The following is a 16338-nucleotide window of genomic DNA, read 5'->3' on the forward strand; positions in this document are numbered from 1 at the left end:
TTTATTCCCCTTTGGCCCCTGCAGTCGTTGCATTGGCCTGGGTTGGCTGGGCAGGCTTGACGTTGGTGGCTTCGCTGACCTTGACCTCGACGCCCGGCTTGACGAACTGCAGGCCTTCGGTGATCAGGCGGTCGCCCGGGTTCAGGCCTTCCTCGATCAGCCAGTCGCTACCCACGGTACGGCTGGCCTTGAGCTGGCGCAGTTCGACCTTGTTGTCCGGGTTGACGATCAACGCGGTCGGCTGGCCCTTGAGGTCGCGGGTCACGCCTTGCTGCGGTGCGAGGATGGCTGCGCTGTTGACCCCGGCGGCCAGGCGCGCGTGGACGAACATGCCCGGCAGCAGGTTGTGCTCAGGGTTGGGGAACACGGCACGCAGGGTGACGGAGCCGGTGGTCTGGTCAACCGAGACTTCGGAAAACTCCAGGCGACCTTCCTTGCCATAGGTGCTGCCGTCTTCCAGGGTCAGGGTGACCTTGGCGGCGTTGTCGCCGACCTTCTGCAGCTGGCCGCTTTCCAGTTCACGGCGCAGCTTGAGCAGCTCGGCCGAGGACTGGGTAACGTCGACGTAGATCGGGTCGAGCTGCTGGATCACTGCCATCGCTTCGGCCTGGCCATTGTTGACCAGCGCACCTTCGGTAACCGAAGAGCGTCCGACGCGACCGCTCAGCGGGGCCAGGACCTTGGTGTAACGCAGGTCGATCTGGGCGCTGCGCAGCGAGGCTTGAGCCTGCAAACGTTTGGCGTTGGCGTCGTCGTATTCCTGGCGGCTGACAGCCTGTTCGCTGACCAGTTGCTTGTAACGGTTGGCCAGCGAGCTGGTCGATTGCAGGTTGGCCTGGGCACTGGTCAGGGTCGCCTCGTACACCGACGGGTCGATCTGGTACAGCTGCTGGCCTTCCTTGACTTCGCTGCCTTCCTTGAACAGGCGCTTGAGAATGATGCCGTTGACCTGGGGTCGAACCTCGGCAATGCGGTACGCGGTGGTACGGCCTGGGAGATCGGACGTCAGGGTATAGGCCTGGGTTTGCAGGGTTACGACGCCGACCTGAGGAGCTTGCGCCGCAGGCGCCGCCTCTTCCTTTTTACAGCCGCTGAGCAGTGTTGCCAGGGCGACGGCGGAAACCAGAGCGGTAACAGCTGGCTTGAATTGCATGAAGATCCTCGGGTCGCAAGAGCTGAAGACGCTCAAGAATAATGGAAAGGGTGCGCTATAAAAAATGCTGTCGAGTGGATAAATAGCTTGCTAAGGAATATACTTACATTCATGGTTGTTTGTAAATACCTCGCAGGCGAAGCGTTCAGCCGATGCGAGCCCCCAAATTAATACAGCCGGTAACAGCCTGCAGAGGCTGACCCGGTCCGACTCCCAGGCACCCAGCGTGCGTGCCCGGGCCTGATGAGGTTGTACTGCCATGGTCCGTCGAACCAAAGAAGAAGCCCAGGAAACCCGCGCCCAGATTCTCGAGGCCGCGGAAAAGGCCTTCTACAAGCGCGGGGTAGCGCGTACCACCCTGGCCGATATCGCCAAAGAGGCGGGCGTGACCCGCGGCGCAATCTACTGGCACTTCAACGACAAGGCCGAACTGGTGGAGGCCATGCTCGACAGCCTGCACGAGCCGCTGGACGCCCTGGCCCGGGCCAGTGAAAGCGAGGATGAAGTCGACCCGCTCGGCTGTATGCGCAAGCTGCTGGTGCGGTTGATGCACCAGATGGTGCTCGATCCGAAAACCCGGCGAATCAATGAAATTCTGCATCACAAATGCGAGTTCACCGATGATATGTGTGAGATCCGCCAGCAACGGCAGTCCTCGACGATCGAATGTCATGCCCATATCGCGTTGTCGCTGGGCAATGCAGTCAAGCGCGGGCAACTGCCCGCCGACGTGGACCCGGAACGCGCGGCATTGGCCATCTACGCCTATATAGACGGGCTGATTCGCCGCTGGCTACTGCTGCCCGACAGCTTTGACCTGCTGAACCAGGCCGAGCAGTGGATCGATACCGGGCTGGATATGCTGCGCTTGAGCCCCGCCTTGCGCAAATGACACTTTGTGAAGCTTTGTGATCATTTGTTTCTACGCCGGTTATAAAGGTCCTACTGGCGGCCGCGCAATTGCCTGTCAGGCAAGGCCAGCGCCGCCGTCAGCCCCAGCAGCGAAACCGTAGCACTGCCGAGCAGCAGGTTGCGAAAGGTCAACAGCAACTCGGCCTGCATCGCCGCGGTCGGCTCGCCAGCCTGCAGGCTGCCAAGCAGGGCATCGCCGGCCAGGTTCAGGCCGCCCTGGGCAAGCATCGCCAGCAGCAGGGTCGACATGCAGGCCACGCCCATGGCCCCGCCCAGGGAGCGGAACAGGTTGGTGGTGCTGGTGGCCACGCCGATATCCCGGGGCTCGACCGCACTCTGGGTCGCCACCAGCGAAGTGGGGAATTGCAGGCCCGAGGCGATCCCGGTCAACAGCATGAACACCCCACTGAACCAGGCCGCCTGCGGCGGGCTGAAGGCCATGCCGACGATGGCAAACGGCATCAGCAGGGCGCCGCCGAGAATCTGCGGCTTGTAGCGCCCGGTGAAAGTGGTAAGGCGGCCGCCGCAATAGGCGCCGATCGGCAGGCCGATGGCCAGCGGCAGCAAGTGCAGGGCCGCGCTGTCGGCGCCGGCACCGGTGATGCTCTGATAGCGCAGCGGCATCAGCATGGTCAGCGAAATGGCCTGGAAGCTGGTGAAGAAGATCGTGCACCAGCACAGGGTGGCGATGCGATTGGCGAATAGCTTCAACGGCAGCAGCGGTTCGGCGGCGCGTTGCTCATGAAGCACGAACAGCAGCAGCCCGATCAGTGCACAACCGAGCAGGCTGGCAACTTGTGCAGAATCCCAGGGCTGGCCCTGGCCGATCAGGGAGATGCCCAGCAACAGGCTGCCCAGGCCGAGAATCAGCAGGGCGGCGCCGAGGTAATCGACCTGCGCTTTGTGCGTTGGTACCTGCAGGCTGCGCAGGGCACGGCGCGTCACCCACCAGGCGGTCAGGCCCAGGGGCAGGTTGAGCCAGAACACCCAGCGCCATGACAGGTATTCGGTGAGCAACCCGCCCAGCACTGGCCCGGCGACGCTGGCCAGGGCGTACATGCTGCTGAAGTAACCCTGGTAGCGACCACGTTCGCGCGGCGGCACAAAGTCGCCAATGATCGCCTGGCTGACCGAGACCATGCCGCCGGCGCCGACACCCTGCAGCACCCGCGCCAGCACCAGTTGCTCCATGTTCTGTGCCAGCGCGCAGAAAATCGAGGCCAGGGTAAAGAGCGCGGTGCCGGTAAGGATCATCCGCCGCCGGCCATACAGGTCACCGAGTTTGCCGTAGATCGGCACGGCCACGGTCATGGCCACCATGTAGCCGGAAATCACCCAGGCCAGCAGGCCGACATCGTTGAATTGCGCTGAAATCGCCGGCATCGACACCGCGACGATGGTCTGGTCGAGGGCGCCGAGAAAGATCGCCAGCATCAGCGCGACGAGCACGCTGCGCAGTACCGGTTGCGGAGTGTTCAGTTGAGTCACGGGCCAGCTCTGGGGCAGGTAAGGCCCGCAGCCGATCAGCTGCGGGAGCAGGTGCCGACCAGTCTACTCGATAGCTTGCTAAGCGTCTTCCTCGATAGCCTCGTAGGGCAGGCCGACATAGTTTTCTGCCAAGGTCGTACGACCGGCTTTAGAACTGACGTAGTACTCAAGCTCGGTTTGCTGGATACGCTGGCTGAAGGCATCGCTGTCAGGAAAGCGGTGCAGGATCGAAGTCATCCACCAGGAAAAGCGCTCGGCCTTCCAGATCCGCCGCAGGCAGATCTGCGAGTAGCGCTCGAGCAGGTCGGTACGCCCTTCGCCGTAGACCTTGCGCAGGATGTTGTACAAGGTGCTGACATCGCTGGCCGCCAGGTTCAGGCCCTTGGCGCCGGTGGGCGGGACGATGTGCGCGGCGTCGCCGAGCAGGAACAGCTTGCCGTACTGCATGGGTTCGACCACGAAGCTGCGCAGCGGCGCGATGCTTTTTTCGATCGAAGGACCGGTCACCAGGCGTTCGGCCAGATCCGCCGGCAGGCGCGATTTGAGCTCGGCCCAGAAACGCTCATCGGACCAGTCCTCGACCTTCTCTTCAGCGCCCACCTGCACGTAGTAACGGGTGCGGGTCGGCGAGCGCAGGCTGCACAGGGCAAAGCCGCGTTCGTGGCGGGCATACACCAGCTCGTCGCTGACCGGCGGGGTGTCGGCCAGCACGCCGAGCCAACCGAAAGGGTAGACCCGTTCGAAAACCTTGAGTGCTTCGGCGGGAATCGATTGCCGGGCGATGCCGTGGTAACCGTCGCAGCCGGCTATATAGTCGCAGTCCAGGCGCTGCACTTCGCCGTCCTTTTCGAACGTCAGGTAAGGACGCTCGGACTTCAGGTCATGGGGCCGGACGTTATCGGCTTGATAGACAGTGACGGCGCCGCAGGCTTCGCGCGCGGCCATCAGATCGCGGGTAACTTCGGTCTGGCCGTAGATCATGACGCCTTTGCCGCCGGTCAGGCCCTTGAGGTCGATATGTTCGCGGCGCCCGTCGAAGGCCAGTTCAAAACCGCTGTGGGGCAGGCCCTCGGCGTCCATGCGCGCGCCGACCCCGGCTTCGCGCAGCAACTCGACCATGCCCTGTTCCAGTACCCCGGCGCGAATGCGCCCGAGTACGTAGTCGGCGCTCTGGCGCTCGACGATGACGTTGGCGATCCCGGCCTTGTGCAGCAACTGGCCGAGCAGCAGGCCGGAAGGGCCGGCACCGATAATTGCGACTTGAGTCTTCATTGTTGTTATCCCAGGCAAGCTTCAGCGCAGGGCCGAAAGCAGCTTATGATTGTTGTGCTTGCATTTTTCGCTTGGAAACCCGAGCGAAGAAGGGATAAAACAGGCGTATAGCAGTACTTTTCACCAATCAGTGCGATTATCGGGCATCGGCCCGGGAGCCAATCAACAGATGAGCAAAGCCTCGATCCCGGTGTTCAAGCTCTACGGCGAGCCGTTGCAGTGGCCTACCCCGGACCTGCTGCACTGCGAGTCGATCCCGGCGCGCAGCCGCTTGCATGACTGGGAAATCGAACCCCATCGGCATGCCGACCTGTGCCAGTTGCTGTTCCTTTATGAAGGGCAGGCCGAGATCGAGGTGGAAGGTCAGGTGCGGCGCCTGGATCAGGCGGCGATTCAGGTGGTGCCGGCGTTGTGTGTGCATGGTTTTCGCTTTTCCAGCGACGTCGATGGCTACGTGGTAACCCTGGCAGCACCCCTGGTGAGTCTGCTGCACACGCAGCTGGCAGGCGCGCCGGCGGCCCTGGCCCAGGTCGGTACTTATCTGGCGGGCGACCATCGTACTTACTTGTACAGCCTGTTCAGCGCCTTGCAGCAGGAGTACCAGCAGGGCCAGCCCGGGCGCGACTTGCAGTTGCGCTCATTGATCAACCTGCTGGTGGTGTGGATCAGCCGACAATGCTTGCAGCACCATGGCCAAGGTCTTGCGGTGGCGCGCGGGCGTGAGTATCTGGAACGCTTCAACAAGCTGGTGGAGCAGCAGTTTCGCCAGCAGCCGAGCGTCGAGGCGCTGGCCTATGAGGTGGGGGTTTCGGTAGCGCACCTGAACAGCATCTGCCGTGAGCTTGCCGGGCAGTCGGCCTTGCAGATCATCCATCAACGCTTGTTGCTCGAAGCCAAGCGCGAGCTGGTCTACACCAGCCTGAGCATCAAACAACTGGCCGACAGCCTGGGCTTCGCAGATCCTGCGTATTTTTCGCGGTTCTTCCGTCGCCTGACCGGCAAGGCCCCCAGCGACTTTCGTTACCAGGCCCCGCAGTCACCTACTTGAGTGCGCTCAGCGTCGCAGTGTGCGGCACGCAATGGGCCAGGCTGCAACTGGCGGCAGAGTAGGGTTGGTTGCGGATCTGCTCGACCCGGTAGGCTGCGGCGGCATACAGCCCGACCACAGCGGCCATGGCACAGATAACGGCGCATTTTCTGGATTTGACGCCCATGATGCTGACCTCCTGCAAATCACGTACAGGTGCTATTCAAAGCATAGGTCAGCCTGGCCGGGTATGCCCGGTTTAGAGCAGGTCCTGGTCCCAGATCGGCTCGGCGGTAAAGCGCTCGGCGAGAAAGTCGAGCATGCTGCGCAGGGTGGCCGGCATGTGCTTGCGCGAGGTGTACACGGCGTTGAGGTTCAGCTCCCGCGGCTTGGCCTGGGGTAGCAGGCGAATCAGCTCGCCGCTGCGCAAGGCGCCGGCTGCCTGATAGGTCGGCAGCATCGCCACGCCGGCGCCGGCCAGTGCCGCCCGTTGCAGGGTCATGGCTTCGTTGGCGCTGATGTTACCCTGCACCGGTACCGACACCACCTCGCCAGCCACGTCGAAATGCCAGAGGCTGCGGCCGAAGTAGGAGTGGGTCAGGCAGTTGTGCTGGCTGAGCTCCTGCACGTGCTGCGGCGCCGGGTGCAGGTGCAGGTAGGCGGGGGAGGCGCAGATCACCGAACGGCACACGGTCAGGCGCCGGGCGATCAGGTTCGGGTCCAGGTCGTTACTGGTGCGGATCGCCAGGTCGATGCGTTCATCCACCAGGTTCACCGTGCGGTCGAGCATCTGCAGGTCGATTTTCACCCCAGGGTAGCGTTTGACGTAATCGGCCACGGCGTCCATCAATTGCGCCTGGCCGAACGAGGTACTGACGCTGATACGCAGTTCGCCGCGCGGGGCATCGTTCGGGGTGCTGACGGCCGCCTGCAGGTCACCGGCAAGCTCGAGCATCTGCCGGCAGCGCGGCAGGGTTTCCTGGCCGGCGGCGGTCAGGCTCAGGCGGCGCGTGGTGCGTTGCATCAGGCGCGCCCCCACCCAGTCCTCAAGTTCGGCGAGATACCGGGAAACCACCGGTCGGGAGAGTTCCAGGTGGTCGGCGGCGGCCGATTGGCTGCCCAGGTCGACCACGCTGACGAAAACCCGCATTGCTGTCAGACGATCCATGATTTGCACGCTTTCAGAAACAAACTAATCCTAAGCATCGCATTTTTTGTGACGGATCGTGCAACTAAGCTGTTGTTCATCGCCCACTTCACAGGAATCGCCTTGATGCCTCGTTCGTTTTCCCTGCGCCGTCTGTTGCTGGCTTTCGCCACCCTTGGGGTCATGGCCCAGGCTGCGGCCGCCGAGCCGCTGAACCTGGATGTCTACAACCCGGGCACCAACGCCTTGTTCCCGGTCAGCTCGGTGATCGTCAGCGGCAAGCATGACGCCATCCTGGTCGATGCCCAGTTCGGCAAGGCCCAGGCCGAGCAGGTGCTGGCCAAGCTGCAAGCGAGCGGCAAGCAACTGACCACCATCTATATCAGCCACGGTGACCCGGACTACTACTTCGGCCTGCAGACCCTGACCGATGCCTACCCCAAGGCCAAGGTCGTGGCCTCGGCGGCGACCGTCGCCCATATCAAGCAGACCATGGACGGCAAGCTGGCCTACTGGGGGCCGCAGATGGGCGCTGACAAACCGGCGAAGCTGATTGTGCCGCAGGTGTTGCAAGGCAATGAGCTGAAGCTTGAAGGCCAGCGCCTGCAAGTGGTCGGCCTCGACGGCCCGCAGCCGGACCGCAGTTTCGTGTGGATTCCGTCGATCAAGGCGGTGGTCGGTGGTGTGGTGGTCGCCGAGAACCTGCACGTGTGGATGGCCGACACGCAGTCGGCGCAATCGCACAAGGACTGGCTGTCGACCCTCAAGCGCATCGAGCAGCTCAAGCCCGACACCGTGATCCCTGGCCACTACCTGGGCCAGGGCAGCCGTTCGCTCAAGGCGGTGCAGTTCACCGCAGACTATATCCGTGCCTTCGACGAAGAAACCGCCAAGGCTGGCAACTCCGCCGAACTGATCGCGGCCATGAAAAAACGTTACCCGGACCTGGGTGAAGAGAGCTCGCTGGAGCTCAGCGCCAAGGTCGCCAAGGGCGAGATGAAGTGGTAAGCGTCGTTCAACTCTGACTGGAGATTTCCCATGAGCAAGATCGCAATCATCGGTGCTACCGGCCGTGCTGGCAGCCAGTTGCTGGAAGAGGCCCTGCGTCGGGGTCATAGCGTTACCGCCATTGCCCGTGACACTTCGAAACTGCAGGGGCGCGCCGGGATCAACGCCGTGGCGCTGGACGTCAGCGATGCCGCCGCCCTGGAACAGGCAGTGGCAGGGCACGACGTAGTGCTCAGCGCCGCGCACTTTTCCAGTATCAAACCGCAGGCCATCATCGAGCCGGTGAAGCGCGCCGGGGTCAAGCGCCTGCTGGTGGTGGGCGGGGCGGGCAGCCTGCTGCTGCCGTCGGGGCACAAGGTCATCGACAGCCCGGATTTCCCCGAGGCCTACAAGGCTGAAGCAACCGCCGGTGGTCACTACCTCGACACCCTGCGTCAGGAAAAGGACCTGGACTGGACCTTCCTGTCCCCTTCGGCCGAATTCGTCGAAGGTGCCCGCAGCGGCGCTTACAAGCTGGGCAAGGATCACCTGCTGATCGGTGACAAGGGCAAGAGCTGGATCAGCTTTGCCGACTACGCTATCGCCATGCTCGATGAAGTGGAAACGCCGGCGCACTCGCGGCAGCGCTTCACTGTCGGTTATTGAGGGGCTTGGGCCTGCTCGCACAACCAGGCGAGCAGTTCCTGCAACGCGGCTGAAGCCGACCCTTGCGGCCGTACCAGGTAATAGGCCTGGCCGGTGCTGACCTTGAGCGGGAACGGCGTTACCAGCCGCCCGCACTTGAGGTCATCGCCGATCAGCGACCAGTCGCCGATGGCCACACCGGTACCCTGGGAGGCCATCGACATGGCCATGTCCAGGGTTTCGAAATGCTGGCCCTTGCCTTGCCGGGGCAAGCTCGCCCCGGCGGCATCGAGCCAGGCATTCCAGTCGCGCTGGTCGCGGGTCGGGTGCAGGAGCATGTGCTGATCAAGGTCGGCGATCTGCTGCAAGGGCAGGGCGCCGCTCAGCAGTTGCGGCGCGCACACCGGCGTCAGTTGTTCATCGAACAGTTTCTGGGTCTGCAGGCCATGGTTGGGTCGGGCGCCATAGACCACCGCCGCATCGAACACTTCCCGACGAAAATCCACCCCGTGCTGCACCGTAGTGGTCAGCTCCACCGGCACGTCCGGGCGCAACGCTTGCCATTCCATCAGGCGCGGCAGCAGCCAGCGCATCACGCAGGTCGGGGCCTTGAGCTGCAAGGTGGTGCTGCGCGCGCCTACTTGCTGCACCCCTTCCTCGATCAGGGCGAACACCTGCTGCACCCGCGGCAGCCAGTCCTGGCCTTCGCGAGTCAGGCTCAGGCCACGGGCCTGGCGCAGGAACAGCGGATAACCCAGGTGCTCTTCAAGGCCGGCAATCTGACGGCTCACCGCGCCCTGAGTGATGTGCAGCAGTTGTGCGGCGCGGGTGAAGTTGCAGCACTGGGCAGTGACCAGAAAGGTGTGCAGGGCAGGCAGTGGAGGCAGGCGTTTCATCGGCTTGAGCCATGATCTTAGGACATGGCTAGTATGAGCTTTTTTGCATTGTGCAGGTAGCCGTCGGGCGGTCCAATACAGCCTGTTTCCCGAACAATGACAGGCAGACGATCATGGCGACTTGCGGCGAAGTACTGGTCAAACTCCTTGAAGGCTATGGCGTAGACCATGTCTTTGGAATTCCCGGCGTGCATACCGTGGAACTCTATCGCGGGCTGGCAAGCTCGCGCATCCGGCACATCACCCCGCGCCACGAGCAAGGCGCCGGCTTCATGGCTGACGGCTACGCGCGTACCCGCGGCAAGCCGGGCGTGTGCTTCATCATCACCGGCCCGGGCATGACCAATATCACCACCGCCATGGGCCAGGCCTACGCTGACTCGATTCCGATGCTGGTGATTTCCAGCGTGCAGTCGCGTGACCAGTTGGGCGGCGGGCGCGGCAAGCTGCATGAGCTGCCGGCGCAGGGCAATCTGGTGGCAGGCGTGGCGGCGTTTTCCCACACGCTGATGAGCGCCGATGACCTGCCGTCGGTACTGGCGCGCGCCTTTGCCGTGTTCGATGGCGCGCGGCCGCGCCCGGTGCATATCGAGATTCCACTGGATGTGCTGGTCGAAGACGCCGATCACCTGCTGGCCTGTGCCCCGGTGCGTATCGCCCGCGCTGGCGCCGCGCCTGCGCCGGTTGCACAAATGGCTGCCATGCTCGCGGCAGCCCGGCGGCCGCTGATCCTCGCCGGCGGTGGTGCCATCGATGCCAGCGCGGCGCTGACCCGCCTGGCAGAATACCTGCAGGCGCCGGTGGCCCTGACCATCAACGCCAAGGGCGTTCTGCCGGCCAGCCACCCGCTGCAGATCGGCTCGACCCAGTCGCTGGTGGCCACCCGTGCCCTGGTCGCCGAAGCCGATGTGGTGCTGGCGATCGGTACCGAGCTTGCCGAGACCGACTACGACGTGACCTTCAAGGGTGGTTTCGAGATCCCCGGTGAGCTGCTGCGCATCGATATCGACCCCGACCAGACCGTGCGCAACTACCCGCCGAAGGTCGCCCTGGTCGCGGATTCGACCCTCGCTACCCAGGCCTTGCTGGTCGCCCTGGCCGAGCAACCGGCACCGGTGTGCGGCGCCGAGTGGGGCGCGGCCCGTGCCGCCCGCTTGCGTGCAGTGCTGGAGGCTGACCGCGACCTGCCGATGCGCAGTCAGACGCGTATGCTCAATACCATTCTCGAAACCCTGTCGGGCGCAGTGCTGGTCGGTGACTCGACCCAGCCGGTGTACACCGGCAACCTGACCCTGGACATGGACCAACCGCGGCGCTGGTTCAACGCCTCGACTGGCTACGGCACCCTGGGTTACGCGCTGCCGGCAGCCATGGGCGCCTGGCTGGGCAGCGCCGAAGCGGTGGCCGATCGCGCGCCGGTGGTGTGCCTGATCGGCGACGGCGGCTTGCAGTTCACCCTGCCGGAACTGGCCAGTGCCCGCGAGGCGCAGGTGCCGCTGATCGTGCTGCTGTGGAACAACCAGGGCTATGAAGAGATCAAGCGCTACATGGTCAACCGCGCCATCGAGCCGGTCGGCGTCGATATCTACACCCCTGATTTTATTGGCGTGGCCAAGGCCCTGGGCTGCAGCGCCGAGTCTGTGGGCGACGTCGCCCAGCTGCGCGAAGCATTGCGTCAGGCCTGCGATCGCAAAGGCCCGAGCCTGATCGAAATCGACCAGGCCACCTGGATGCAGGCGGTGCCAGCATGATCAAGCTGCCTGGTATCTATATCGCAGGCGTCTGGCAGCATGGCCCCCAGGCGCTGACGGTGATCAACCCGAGCAACGAGCAGGTACTGGCCGAAGTTGCCGGTGGCGACGCTGCGGCGGTCGAGCGGGCAACGCTGGCGGCCCGAGCGGCATTTGTCGAATGGTCTACATCCAGCGGGCCGACCCGCGCGGCCATCTTGCGGGCTATTGCCGAGGGTGTCGAGGCGCGCCGCGAGCGCTTGGTACAGCTGCAAGCCAGCAACAACGGCAAGCCGCTGGTTGAAGCCCACATCGATGTCGATGATGTCATCGCGACCTTTCGCTATTACGCGGAGTTGGCGGACAACCTCGGGCGTGACCGCTCGGTGACCCTGCCCAGCGAAGATTTTGTCGCCCGGGTACGGCGTGAACCGTGCGGTGTGGTCGGTTTGATCGTGCCGTGGAACTTCCCCATGGTCACCACCGCCTGGAAGCTGGCGCCGGCACTGGCGGCAGGCTGCTGCGTGGTGCTCAAGCCTTCGGAAGTCACCCCGCTGGCCGAGCTGGAACTGGCGGCGATCATCGCCGAAGCGGGGCTGCCGGATGGGGTGTTCAACCTGGTCTGCGGTACCGGGCTGGCGGTGGGCGCGCCCTTGGCGGCCGATCCGCGTATTGCCAAGATTTCCTTCACCGGCAGCAATGCGGTGGGTGTGCAGGTAATGCAGCGGGCGGCGGAGACGGTCAAGGGTGTGAGCCTGGAACTGGGCGGCAAATCGCCGTTGCTGGTGCTGGAGGACGCCGACCTGGAACTTGCGGTGGAGCTGGCTTGCCTGGGTGGTTTCTTCAATGCCGGGCAGATGTGTTCGGCCACCAGTCGGGTGCTGGTGGCCGAAGCCCTGTACCCTGCGTTTATCGAGGCAGTGAAGGCCCGCGCCGAAGCGATCCGTGTGGGCGAGCCGTTCAGCGGCGAAAGCGAAATGGGGCCGTTGGTCAATCAGACCCAGTACCAGCGGGTACAGGCGCATATTGCGGCGGGTGTGCAATCCGGTGCCCGGTTGCTCTGTGGCGGTTCACGGCCGGCGCAGCTGCCTTGCGGCTACTTCGTCAGCCCCACGGTGTTCACCGATGTACCGCTGGACAGCGCCTTGTGGTGTGAGGAGATCTTCGGTCCGGTGCTGTGCGTGCGTTCGTTTGCCACTGAAGCCGAGGCGCTGGCGCTGGCCAATGACACCGAGTTCGGCCTGGTGGCCAGTGTGCTCAGCCGTGATTTGCCGGCTGCCGAGCGGGTAGCCAACGCCTTGCAGGCGGGGCTGGTGTGGATTAACGCACCGCAGGTGATCTTCCCGCAGACGGCCTGGGGTGGGTACAAGCAGAGCAGCCTGGGTCGGGAGCTGGGGCCTTGGGGCTTGAGTGCCTTTCAGGAGATCAAGCACGTCGTCAGGGCGGTGTAAAAGCGGACCGCTGCGCGCTCCATCGCCGGCAACGCCGGCTTGTGTCTTGAGGTAGGAATAGAATCAGAAGTGAGAGCGGTGAATGGCAAGCTGTACGCCGGTAGTGCTTAAAGCACGTGTGGGAGCAAAGCTGCCATTCACCTCTCCACTCTGGCCCGAGCCCGAACAGTTGATTGAGCGCCTCTCGAATCACAAGCGTGGGCCAAGCCAGAGCGCTCTCACAACTGAGTGTAAGAGGGTTCAGCCATGTTGTCTTCTGTTGGAATCGACACTGCCAAAGCCACTTTGGAAATCTGCATCAAACCTCAGAAAATCCGCTTCGAAGTGGCCAACAACTCCGCAGGCTTCGAGGCGTTGCTTGAGCGTCTGAAGGACTTCAATATCAGCCGAGTGCTGATCGAAGCGACAGGCGGCTACGAGAAAGATGTGTTGATCGCCCTGGCCTCAGCAGGACTGGAAACCATCTGCATCAACCCAGCCCGTGCCCGAAAATTCGCCGATGCCATGGGTAAAAAAGCCAAAACCGACAAGATCGACGCCGAAGTCCTTGCGGACTTCGCTGCACACCTCAGCGCCCCTCAAGGCCAACCGGTCAGCCCTGAACGCGAAGAGCTGCGAGAGCTGGTGAAGCAGCGCGCCCAATTTGTGCAGAGCCGTGATGACGACAAGCGGCGTCGCCAGCAATGTCGCTCGGCAACAGTGATGGCCCACTTCGATGAGCATATAGAGCAGCTGAAAGTGCTGATCAAACGCCTCGACGAAGAAATTGATCAGGCGATGGTGCAACTGGACGATACCAGGGCGCGTCAGTTATTGGCAGTGACCGGAATCGGTCGAGTAACCGCCGCAAATCTGCTCGCCTCACTGCCTGAACTGGGGCAGTTGGACCGCCGTCAGATCGCTGCTCTGGTGGGCGTAGCGCCTTACAACAACGATAGTGGTAGCCATCGAGGGCACCGCCAGATATGGGGTGGTCGGGCCCATGTAAGGCGAGTGCTGTACATGTCGAGCTGGATCATCATCCGTCACAACACAGAATTTAAAGCACGCTACGAAGCACTTCGGGCACGTGGCAAGTGCGCCAAGGTGGCACTCGTAGCTTGCATACGGGTGCTGATCGTCAGGCTGAATGCAATGCTGCGGGACAATACCCCTTGGCGAGTGCAAACAGCCTGATCAAGACAGTTGCTCCCACAGGGTTATCAGCTTGCACTTCTCACTGTGGGAGTTGGCGTTGCCGGCGATAGCAATCTAGAGCGCACTGCGCAACCTGGCCAGGTCCCTAACCGGCGGCGCCCCATACAAGCGGCTGTACTCGCGGCTGAACTGCGACGGGCTTTCATAGCCCACCCGATAGCCTGCCACCGCCGCCTCAAGCCCGTCATTGAGCATCAGCCGCCGCGCTTCCTGCAGGCGCAGCTGCTTCTGGTACTGCAACGGGCTCATGGAGGTCACCGCCTTGAAACGGTGATGCAAGGTCGAGGTACTGAGGTTGACTTCGCGCGCCAGGTCATCGATGCGCAACGGCTGATGAAAGTGCTGGTTGAGCCATTCGATGGCTTGGCACACCCGATGGGTCTGGCTGTTGGCCATGGCAATTTCATACAGCCGGTAACCCTGCGGTCCTCGCAGCAGCCGGTAGAGAATCTCGCGCTTGATCAGCGGCGCAAGGATCGGGATATCCTTCGGCGAATCGAGCAAGCGAATCAACCGCAGCAGGGCATCGAGCAACAGCGGATTGGTACGCTCCACATACAGCCCACGGCCCGACGGCAAAGCCGGCACACCGAGGGGGCCGGCATCGGCCAACAGGTTGTTGATCTGCGCCGGATCAATGTTCAGGCGCACACCCAGGCTGGGGTTTTCCGGGCTGGCCTCCAGCAGCACGCCGCTGATCGGCAATGCCACCGACACCACCATGTAATGCAGCGGGTCGTACCTGTAGTGCTCGTCGCCCAGGCACACCTCCTTGCTGCCATGAGCCAGGATGCACAGTGCAGGCTCGGCCAGGGCCGGCATGGAGCGCACGCTTTCTTCGTAGCGCACCAGAAACAGGTCCTCAACCGCCGACTCGACGCCAGCCTGGCGTGGCGCATGGCGTTGGATGAGTACGGCCAGCTCCTGGCGCTGTTGTTCCAGGGCGGGGTCGAGGATCAGGCGGTCGGGCTCAATAGCAGACATGGGGGGCGATTCCAGGGAGAACGACTGCAGGATAGGTTTGTGCAAGCCACGGCGCTAGTCGAAAGCTGCCGCCCGCTTGCCTGATCCTGCAGGGCGCGCAGGATCAGGCAAGCGCTCGACAGGAATTGCCTAACCGCCGCGCGGGCGGGAGGCCTAACCTGTGCAGCCTGGCAATTTCATCTGGCTGCACATGGAGAAACGCTCATGACCTCGGTACATTCGGTCACCCACCTTGCATTTATCCGCGCCAGCAGCGGTCGCTCAGAGGAACTGGGCGAGCGCCTGCGTGACCTGCTGGAGCCGTCGCGTCAGGCCCCCGGCTGCCTGAAGTTCAGCCTGCAACGCTCCCAGGCCGATGCCGACCTGTGGCTGCTCAGCGGTTTCTGGCGCGATCAGCAATCGATGAGCGGCTACTTCGCTTCACCGACCCTTGAGTTGTTTGGCGAGCTGGTGCAGGCGCGGGTGGTCGACAGCCTCGACCTGCATACCTTCGGCTCGCCTTGCGCAGGTTAGAATGCCGGCTTCAGGTAATTGATGTGGATTTGAAGCACATGGCACGTAAAGAATTTTCGCGGTTCGAAGCCGTATCGGCAGCTGTACGTGGCGACGACGGTTATAACGCCGCCATCGCCGTCAAAGGCCTGGGTGCCAGTGGCGCACCGCGCTTTCATAAGGTCCTTGAAGGGCAGCGTTTCCAGACTGCCCTGGCTGCTGACGAAGCGGCCTGCGCCGAACTTGAGCGCCTGCAGGGCGTCGATGACGACGCCGAACTGGTCTGGTAACTCAGCCGTTGACCTGCGGGCGGGCCATCTTGAACAGGTTGCCCAGTTCGAAGTAATCCGCCGGGCCGCCACCCCGCAGGATCGGCTGGCCTGCAGCGGTATCGTAGATGCCGTCCTTGAGCAGATGCTCGGCGATATGCACCGCCACCACTTCACCCAGAACCAGCCAGCTTGGCACCAGCGCCTGGTCAGCACGTTGCAGCTGGATGATCTGGGTGACCTTGCACTCGAATGACACCGGGCTTTCTTGCACCCGCGGCACGGCAATCACCCTGGACGCCACCGGGGTCAGCCCACTCAGGGCGAACTCGTCAACTTGCGGTGCAACCGCGGCGCAGCTCTGGTTCATCGCCTCGGCCAACGGCCGGGTGGCCAGGTTCCAGGCGAATTCGCCCGTCTGCTCGATGTTGTTCAGGCTGTCTTTGCGCCCGACGCTGGCGAAACCGACGATCGGTGGAATGTAGTTGAAGGCGTTGAAGAAGCTGTAGGGCGCAAGGTTCAGGCGACCTTCGGCGTCCTGGGAAGAAATCCAGCCAATCGGGCGTGGGCCGACGATGGCATTGAACGGATCGTGGGGCAGGCCGTGGCCTTTTGCCGGTTCGTAGTAATACATCTGCGCTGGCCTGAGGGCCTTCCCTGTGAGTAAGCGCCTAGTGTGCCAAGGCTT

Annotated in this window: 17 protein-coding genes; 9 read left to right on the forward strand and 8 right to left on the reverse strand. The window is 63.1% G+C overall.

Annotated features, from left to right (window positions below; all coding sequences use genetic code 11):
- Window position 1: 1 nt before the first annotated feature.
- Window positions 2-1153, reverse strand: coding sequence for an efflux RND transporter periplasmic adaptor subunit (locus CCOS864_RS06190; RefSeq protein ID WP_115085512.1), 1152 nt, complete (start codon window positions 1151-1153; stop codon window positions 2-4).
- A 259-nt stretch (window positions 1154-1412) separates the two neighbouring features.
- Between CCOS864_RS06190 and CCOS864_RS06195 the strand changes: the two genes are divergently transcribed.
- A complete protein-coding gene (locus CCOS864_RS06195; protein WP_115085513.1) occupies window positions 1413-2045 on the forward strand; it encodes a TetR family transcriptional regulator in 633 nt (210 codons plus the stop codon).
- A 50-nt stretch (window positions 2046-2095) separates the two neighbouring features.
- On the opposite strand, the gene CCOS864_RS06200 is transcribed toward CCOS864_RS06195, so the two are convergent.
- Window positions 2096-3553 carry an MDR family MFS transporter gene (locus CCOS864_RS06200; protein ID WP_258578326.1) on the reverse strand — a complete coding sequence of 486 codons (1458 nt, stop codon included), beginning with the start codon at window positions 3551-3553 and terminating at the stop codon, window positions 2096-2098.
- 78 nt (window positions 3554-3631) lie between these two features.
- The gene (pobA, locus tag CCOS864_RS06205) at window positions 3632-4825 is read right to left on the reverse strand and encodes a 4-hydroxybenzoate 3-monooxygenase (protein ID WP_115085514.1); all 1194 of its coding nucleotides are present in this window, start codon (window positions 4823-4825) and stop codon (window positions 3632-3634) included.
- A gap of 169 nt (window positions 4826-4994) precedes the next feature.
- Here pobA and CCOS864_RS06210 point away from each other — a divergent pair, with 169 nt between their 5' ends.
- Window positions 4995-5873 (forward strand): helix-turn-helix domain-containing protein, encoded by an 879-nt coding sequence (locus CCOS864_RS06210; RefSeq protein ID WP_115085515.1) that lies wholly within the window; start codon window positions 4995-4997, stop codon window positions 5871-5873.
- On the opposite strand, the gene CCOS864_RS28165 is transcribed toward CCOS864_RS06210, so the two are convergent.
- Complete coding sequence (locus tag CCOS864_RS28165) at window positions 5866-6039, reverse strand: hypothetical protein (RefSeq protein ID WP_166675649.1); 174 nt, start codon at window positions 6037-6039, stop codon at window positions 5866-5868. The two genes, CCOS864_RS06210 and CCOS864_RS28165, sit on opposite strands and share 8 nt — an antisense overlap.
- A gap of 72 nt (window positions 6040-6111) precedes the next feature.
- Window positions 6112-7020: a LysR family transcriptional regulator gene (locus tag CCOS864_RS06215; RefSeq protein ID WP_115085516.1), complete on the reverse strand. Its 909-nt coding sequence runs from the start codon at window positions 7018-7020 to the stop codon at window positions 6112-6114.
- A 105-nt stretch (window positions 7021-7125) separates the two neighbouring features.
- On the opposite strand from CCOS864_RS06215, the gene CCOS864_RS06220 reads away from it, so the two are divergent.
- A complete protein-coding gene (locus CCOS864_RS06220) occupies window positions 7126-8007 on the forward strand; it encodes an MBL fold metallo-hydrolase (RefSeq protein ID WP_115085517.1) in 882 nt (293 codons plus the stop codon).
- Window positions 8008-8037: 30 nt separating this feature from the next.
- The gene (locus tag CCOS864_RS06225) at window positions 8038-8652 is read left to right on the forward strand and encodes an NAD(P)-dependent oxidoreductase (protein WP_115085518.1); all 615 of its coding nucleotides are present in this window, start codon (window positions 8038-8040) and stop codon (window positions 8650-8652) included.
- Here CCOS864_RS06225 and CCOS864_RS06230 read toward each other — a convergent pair.
- Window positions 8646-9527, reverse strand: a complete 882-nt coding sequence (locus CCOS864_RS06230; RefSeq protein WP_115085519.1) for a LysR substrate-binding domain-containing protein — start codon at window positions 9525-9527, stop codon at window positions 8646-8648. The two genes, CCOS864_RS06225 and CCOS864_RS06230, sit on opposite strands and share 7 nt — an antisense overlap.
- A 113-nt stretch (window positions 9528-9640) precedes the next feature.
- Here CCOS864_RS06230 and CCOS864_RS06235 point away from each other — a divergent pair, with 113 nt between their 5' ends.
- The 3 genes from CCOS864_RS06235 to CCOS864_RS06245 all read left to right on the forward strand — a co-directional run bounded on the left by CCOS864_RS06235 (window position 9641) and on the right by CCOS864_RS06245 (window position 13884).
- Window positions 9641-11278: a 5-guanidino-2-oxopentanoate decarboxylase gene (locus tag CCOS864_RS06235; RefSeq protein WP_115085520.1), complete on the forward strand. Its 1638-nt coding sequence runs from the start codon at window positions 9641-9643 to the stop codon at window positions 11276-11278.
- Entirely contained in the window at window positions 11275-12708 is a 1434-nt protein-coding gene (locus CCOS864_RS06240) for an aldehyde dehydrogenase family protein (protein ID WP_115085521.1), read from the forward strand. Before CCOS864_RS06235 ends, CCOS864_RS06240 begins: the two co-directional genes overlap by 4 nt.
- Before the next feature lie 246 nt (window positions 12709-12954).
- Window positions 12955-13884 carry an IS110 family RNA-guided transposase gene (locus tag CCOS864_RS06245; RefSeq protein WP_115085522.1) on the forward strand — a complete coding sequence of 310 codons (930 nt, stop codon included), beginning with the start codon at window positions 12955-12957 and terminating at the stop codon, window positions 13882-13884.
- Between the two features lie 75 nt (window positions 13885-13959).
- Here CCOS864_RS06245 and CCOS864_RS06250 read toward each other — a convergent pair whose 3' ends face one another.
- Window positions 13960-14889 (reverse strand): AraC family transcriptional regulator, encoded by a 930-nt coding sequence (locus CCOS864_RS06250; protein WP_115085523.1) that lies wholly within the window; start codon window positions 14887-14889, stop codon window positions 13960-13962.
- 204 nt (window positions 14890-15093) lie between these two features.
- On the opposite strand from CCOS864_RS06250, the gene CCOS864_RS06255 reads away from it, so the two are divergent.
- Window positions 15094-15402, forward strand: coding sequence for an antibiotic biosynthesis monooxygenase family protein (locus tag CCOS864_RS06255; protein WP_115085524.1), 309 nt, complete (start codon window positions 15094-15096; stop codon window positions 15400-15402).
- Between the two features lie 38 nt (window positions 15403-15440).
- The gene (locus CCOS864_RS06260; protein ID WP_115085525.1) at window positions 15441-15671 is read left to right on the forward strand and encodes a hypothetical protein; all 231 of its coding nucleotides are present in this window, start codon (window positions 15441-15443) and stop codon (window positions 15669-15671) included.
- A gap of 1 nt (window position 15672) precedes the next feature.
- Here CCOS864_RS06260 and CCOS864_RS06265 read toward each other — a convergent pair whose 3' ends face one another.
- Complete coding sequence (locus CCOS864_RS06265) at window positions 15673-16284, reverse strand: flavin reductase family protein (protein WP_115085526.1); 612 nt, start codon at window positions 16282-16284, stop codon at window positions 15673-15675.
- Between the last annotated feature and the right edge of the window lie 54 nt (window positions 16285-16338).

Origin of the sequence: Pseudomonas wadenswilerensis (assembly GCF_900497695.1) — a bacterium.
GTDB classification, from domain to species: domain Bacteria; phylum Pseudomonadota; class Gammaproteobacteria; order Pseudomonadales; family Pseudomonadaceae; genus Aquipseudomonas; species Aquipseudomonas wadenswilerensis.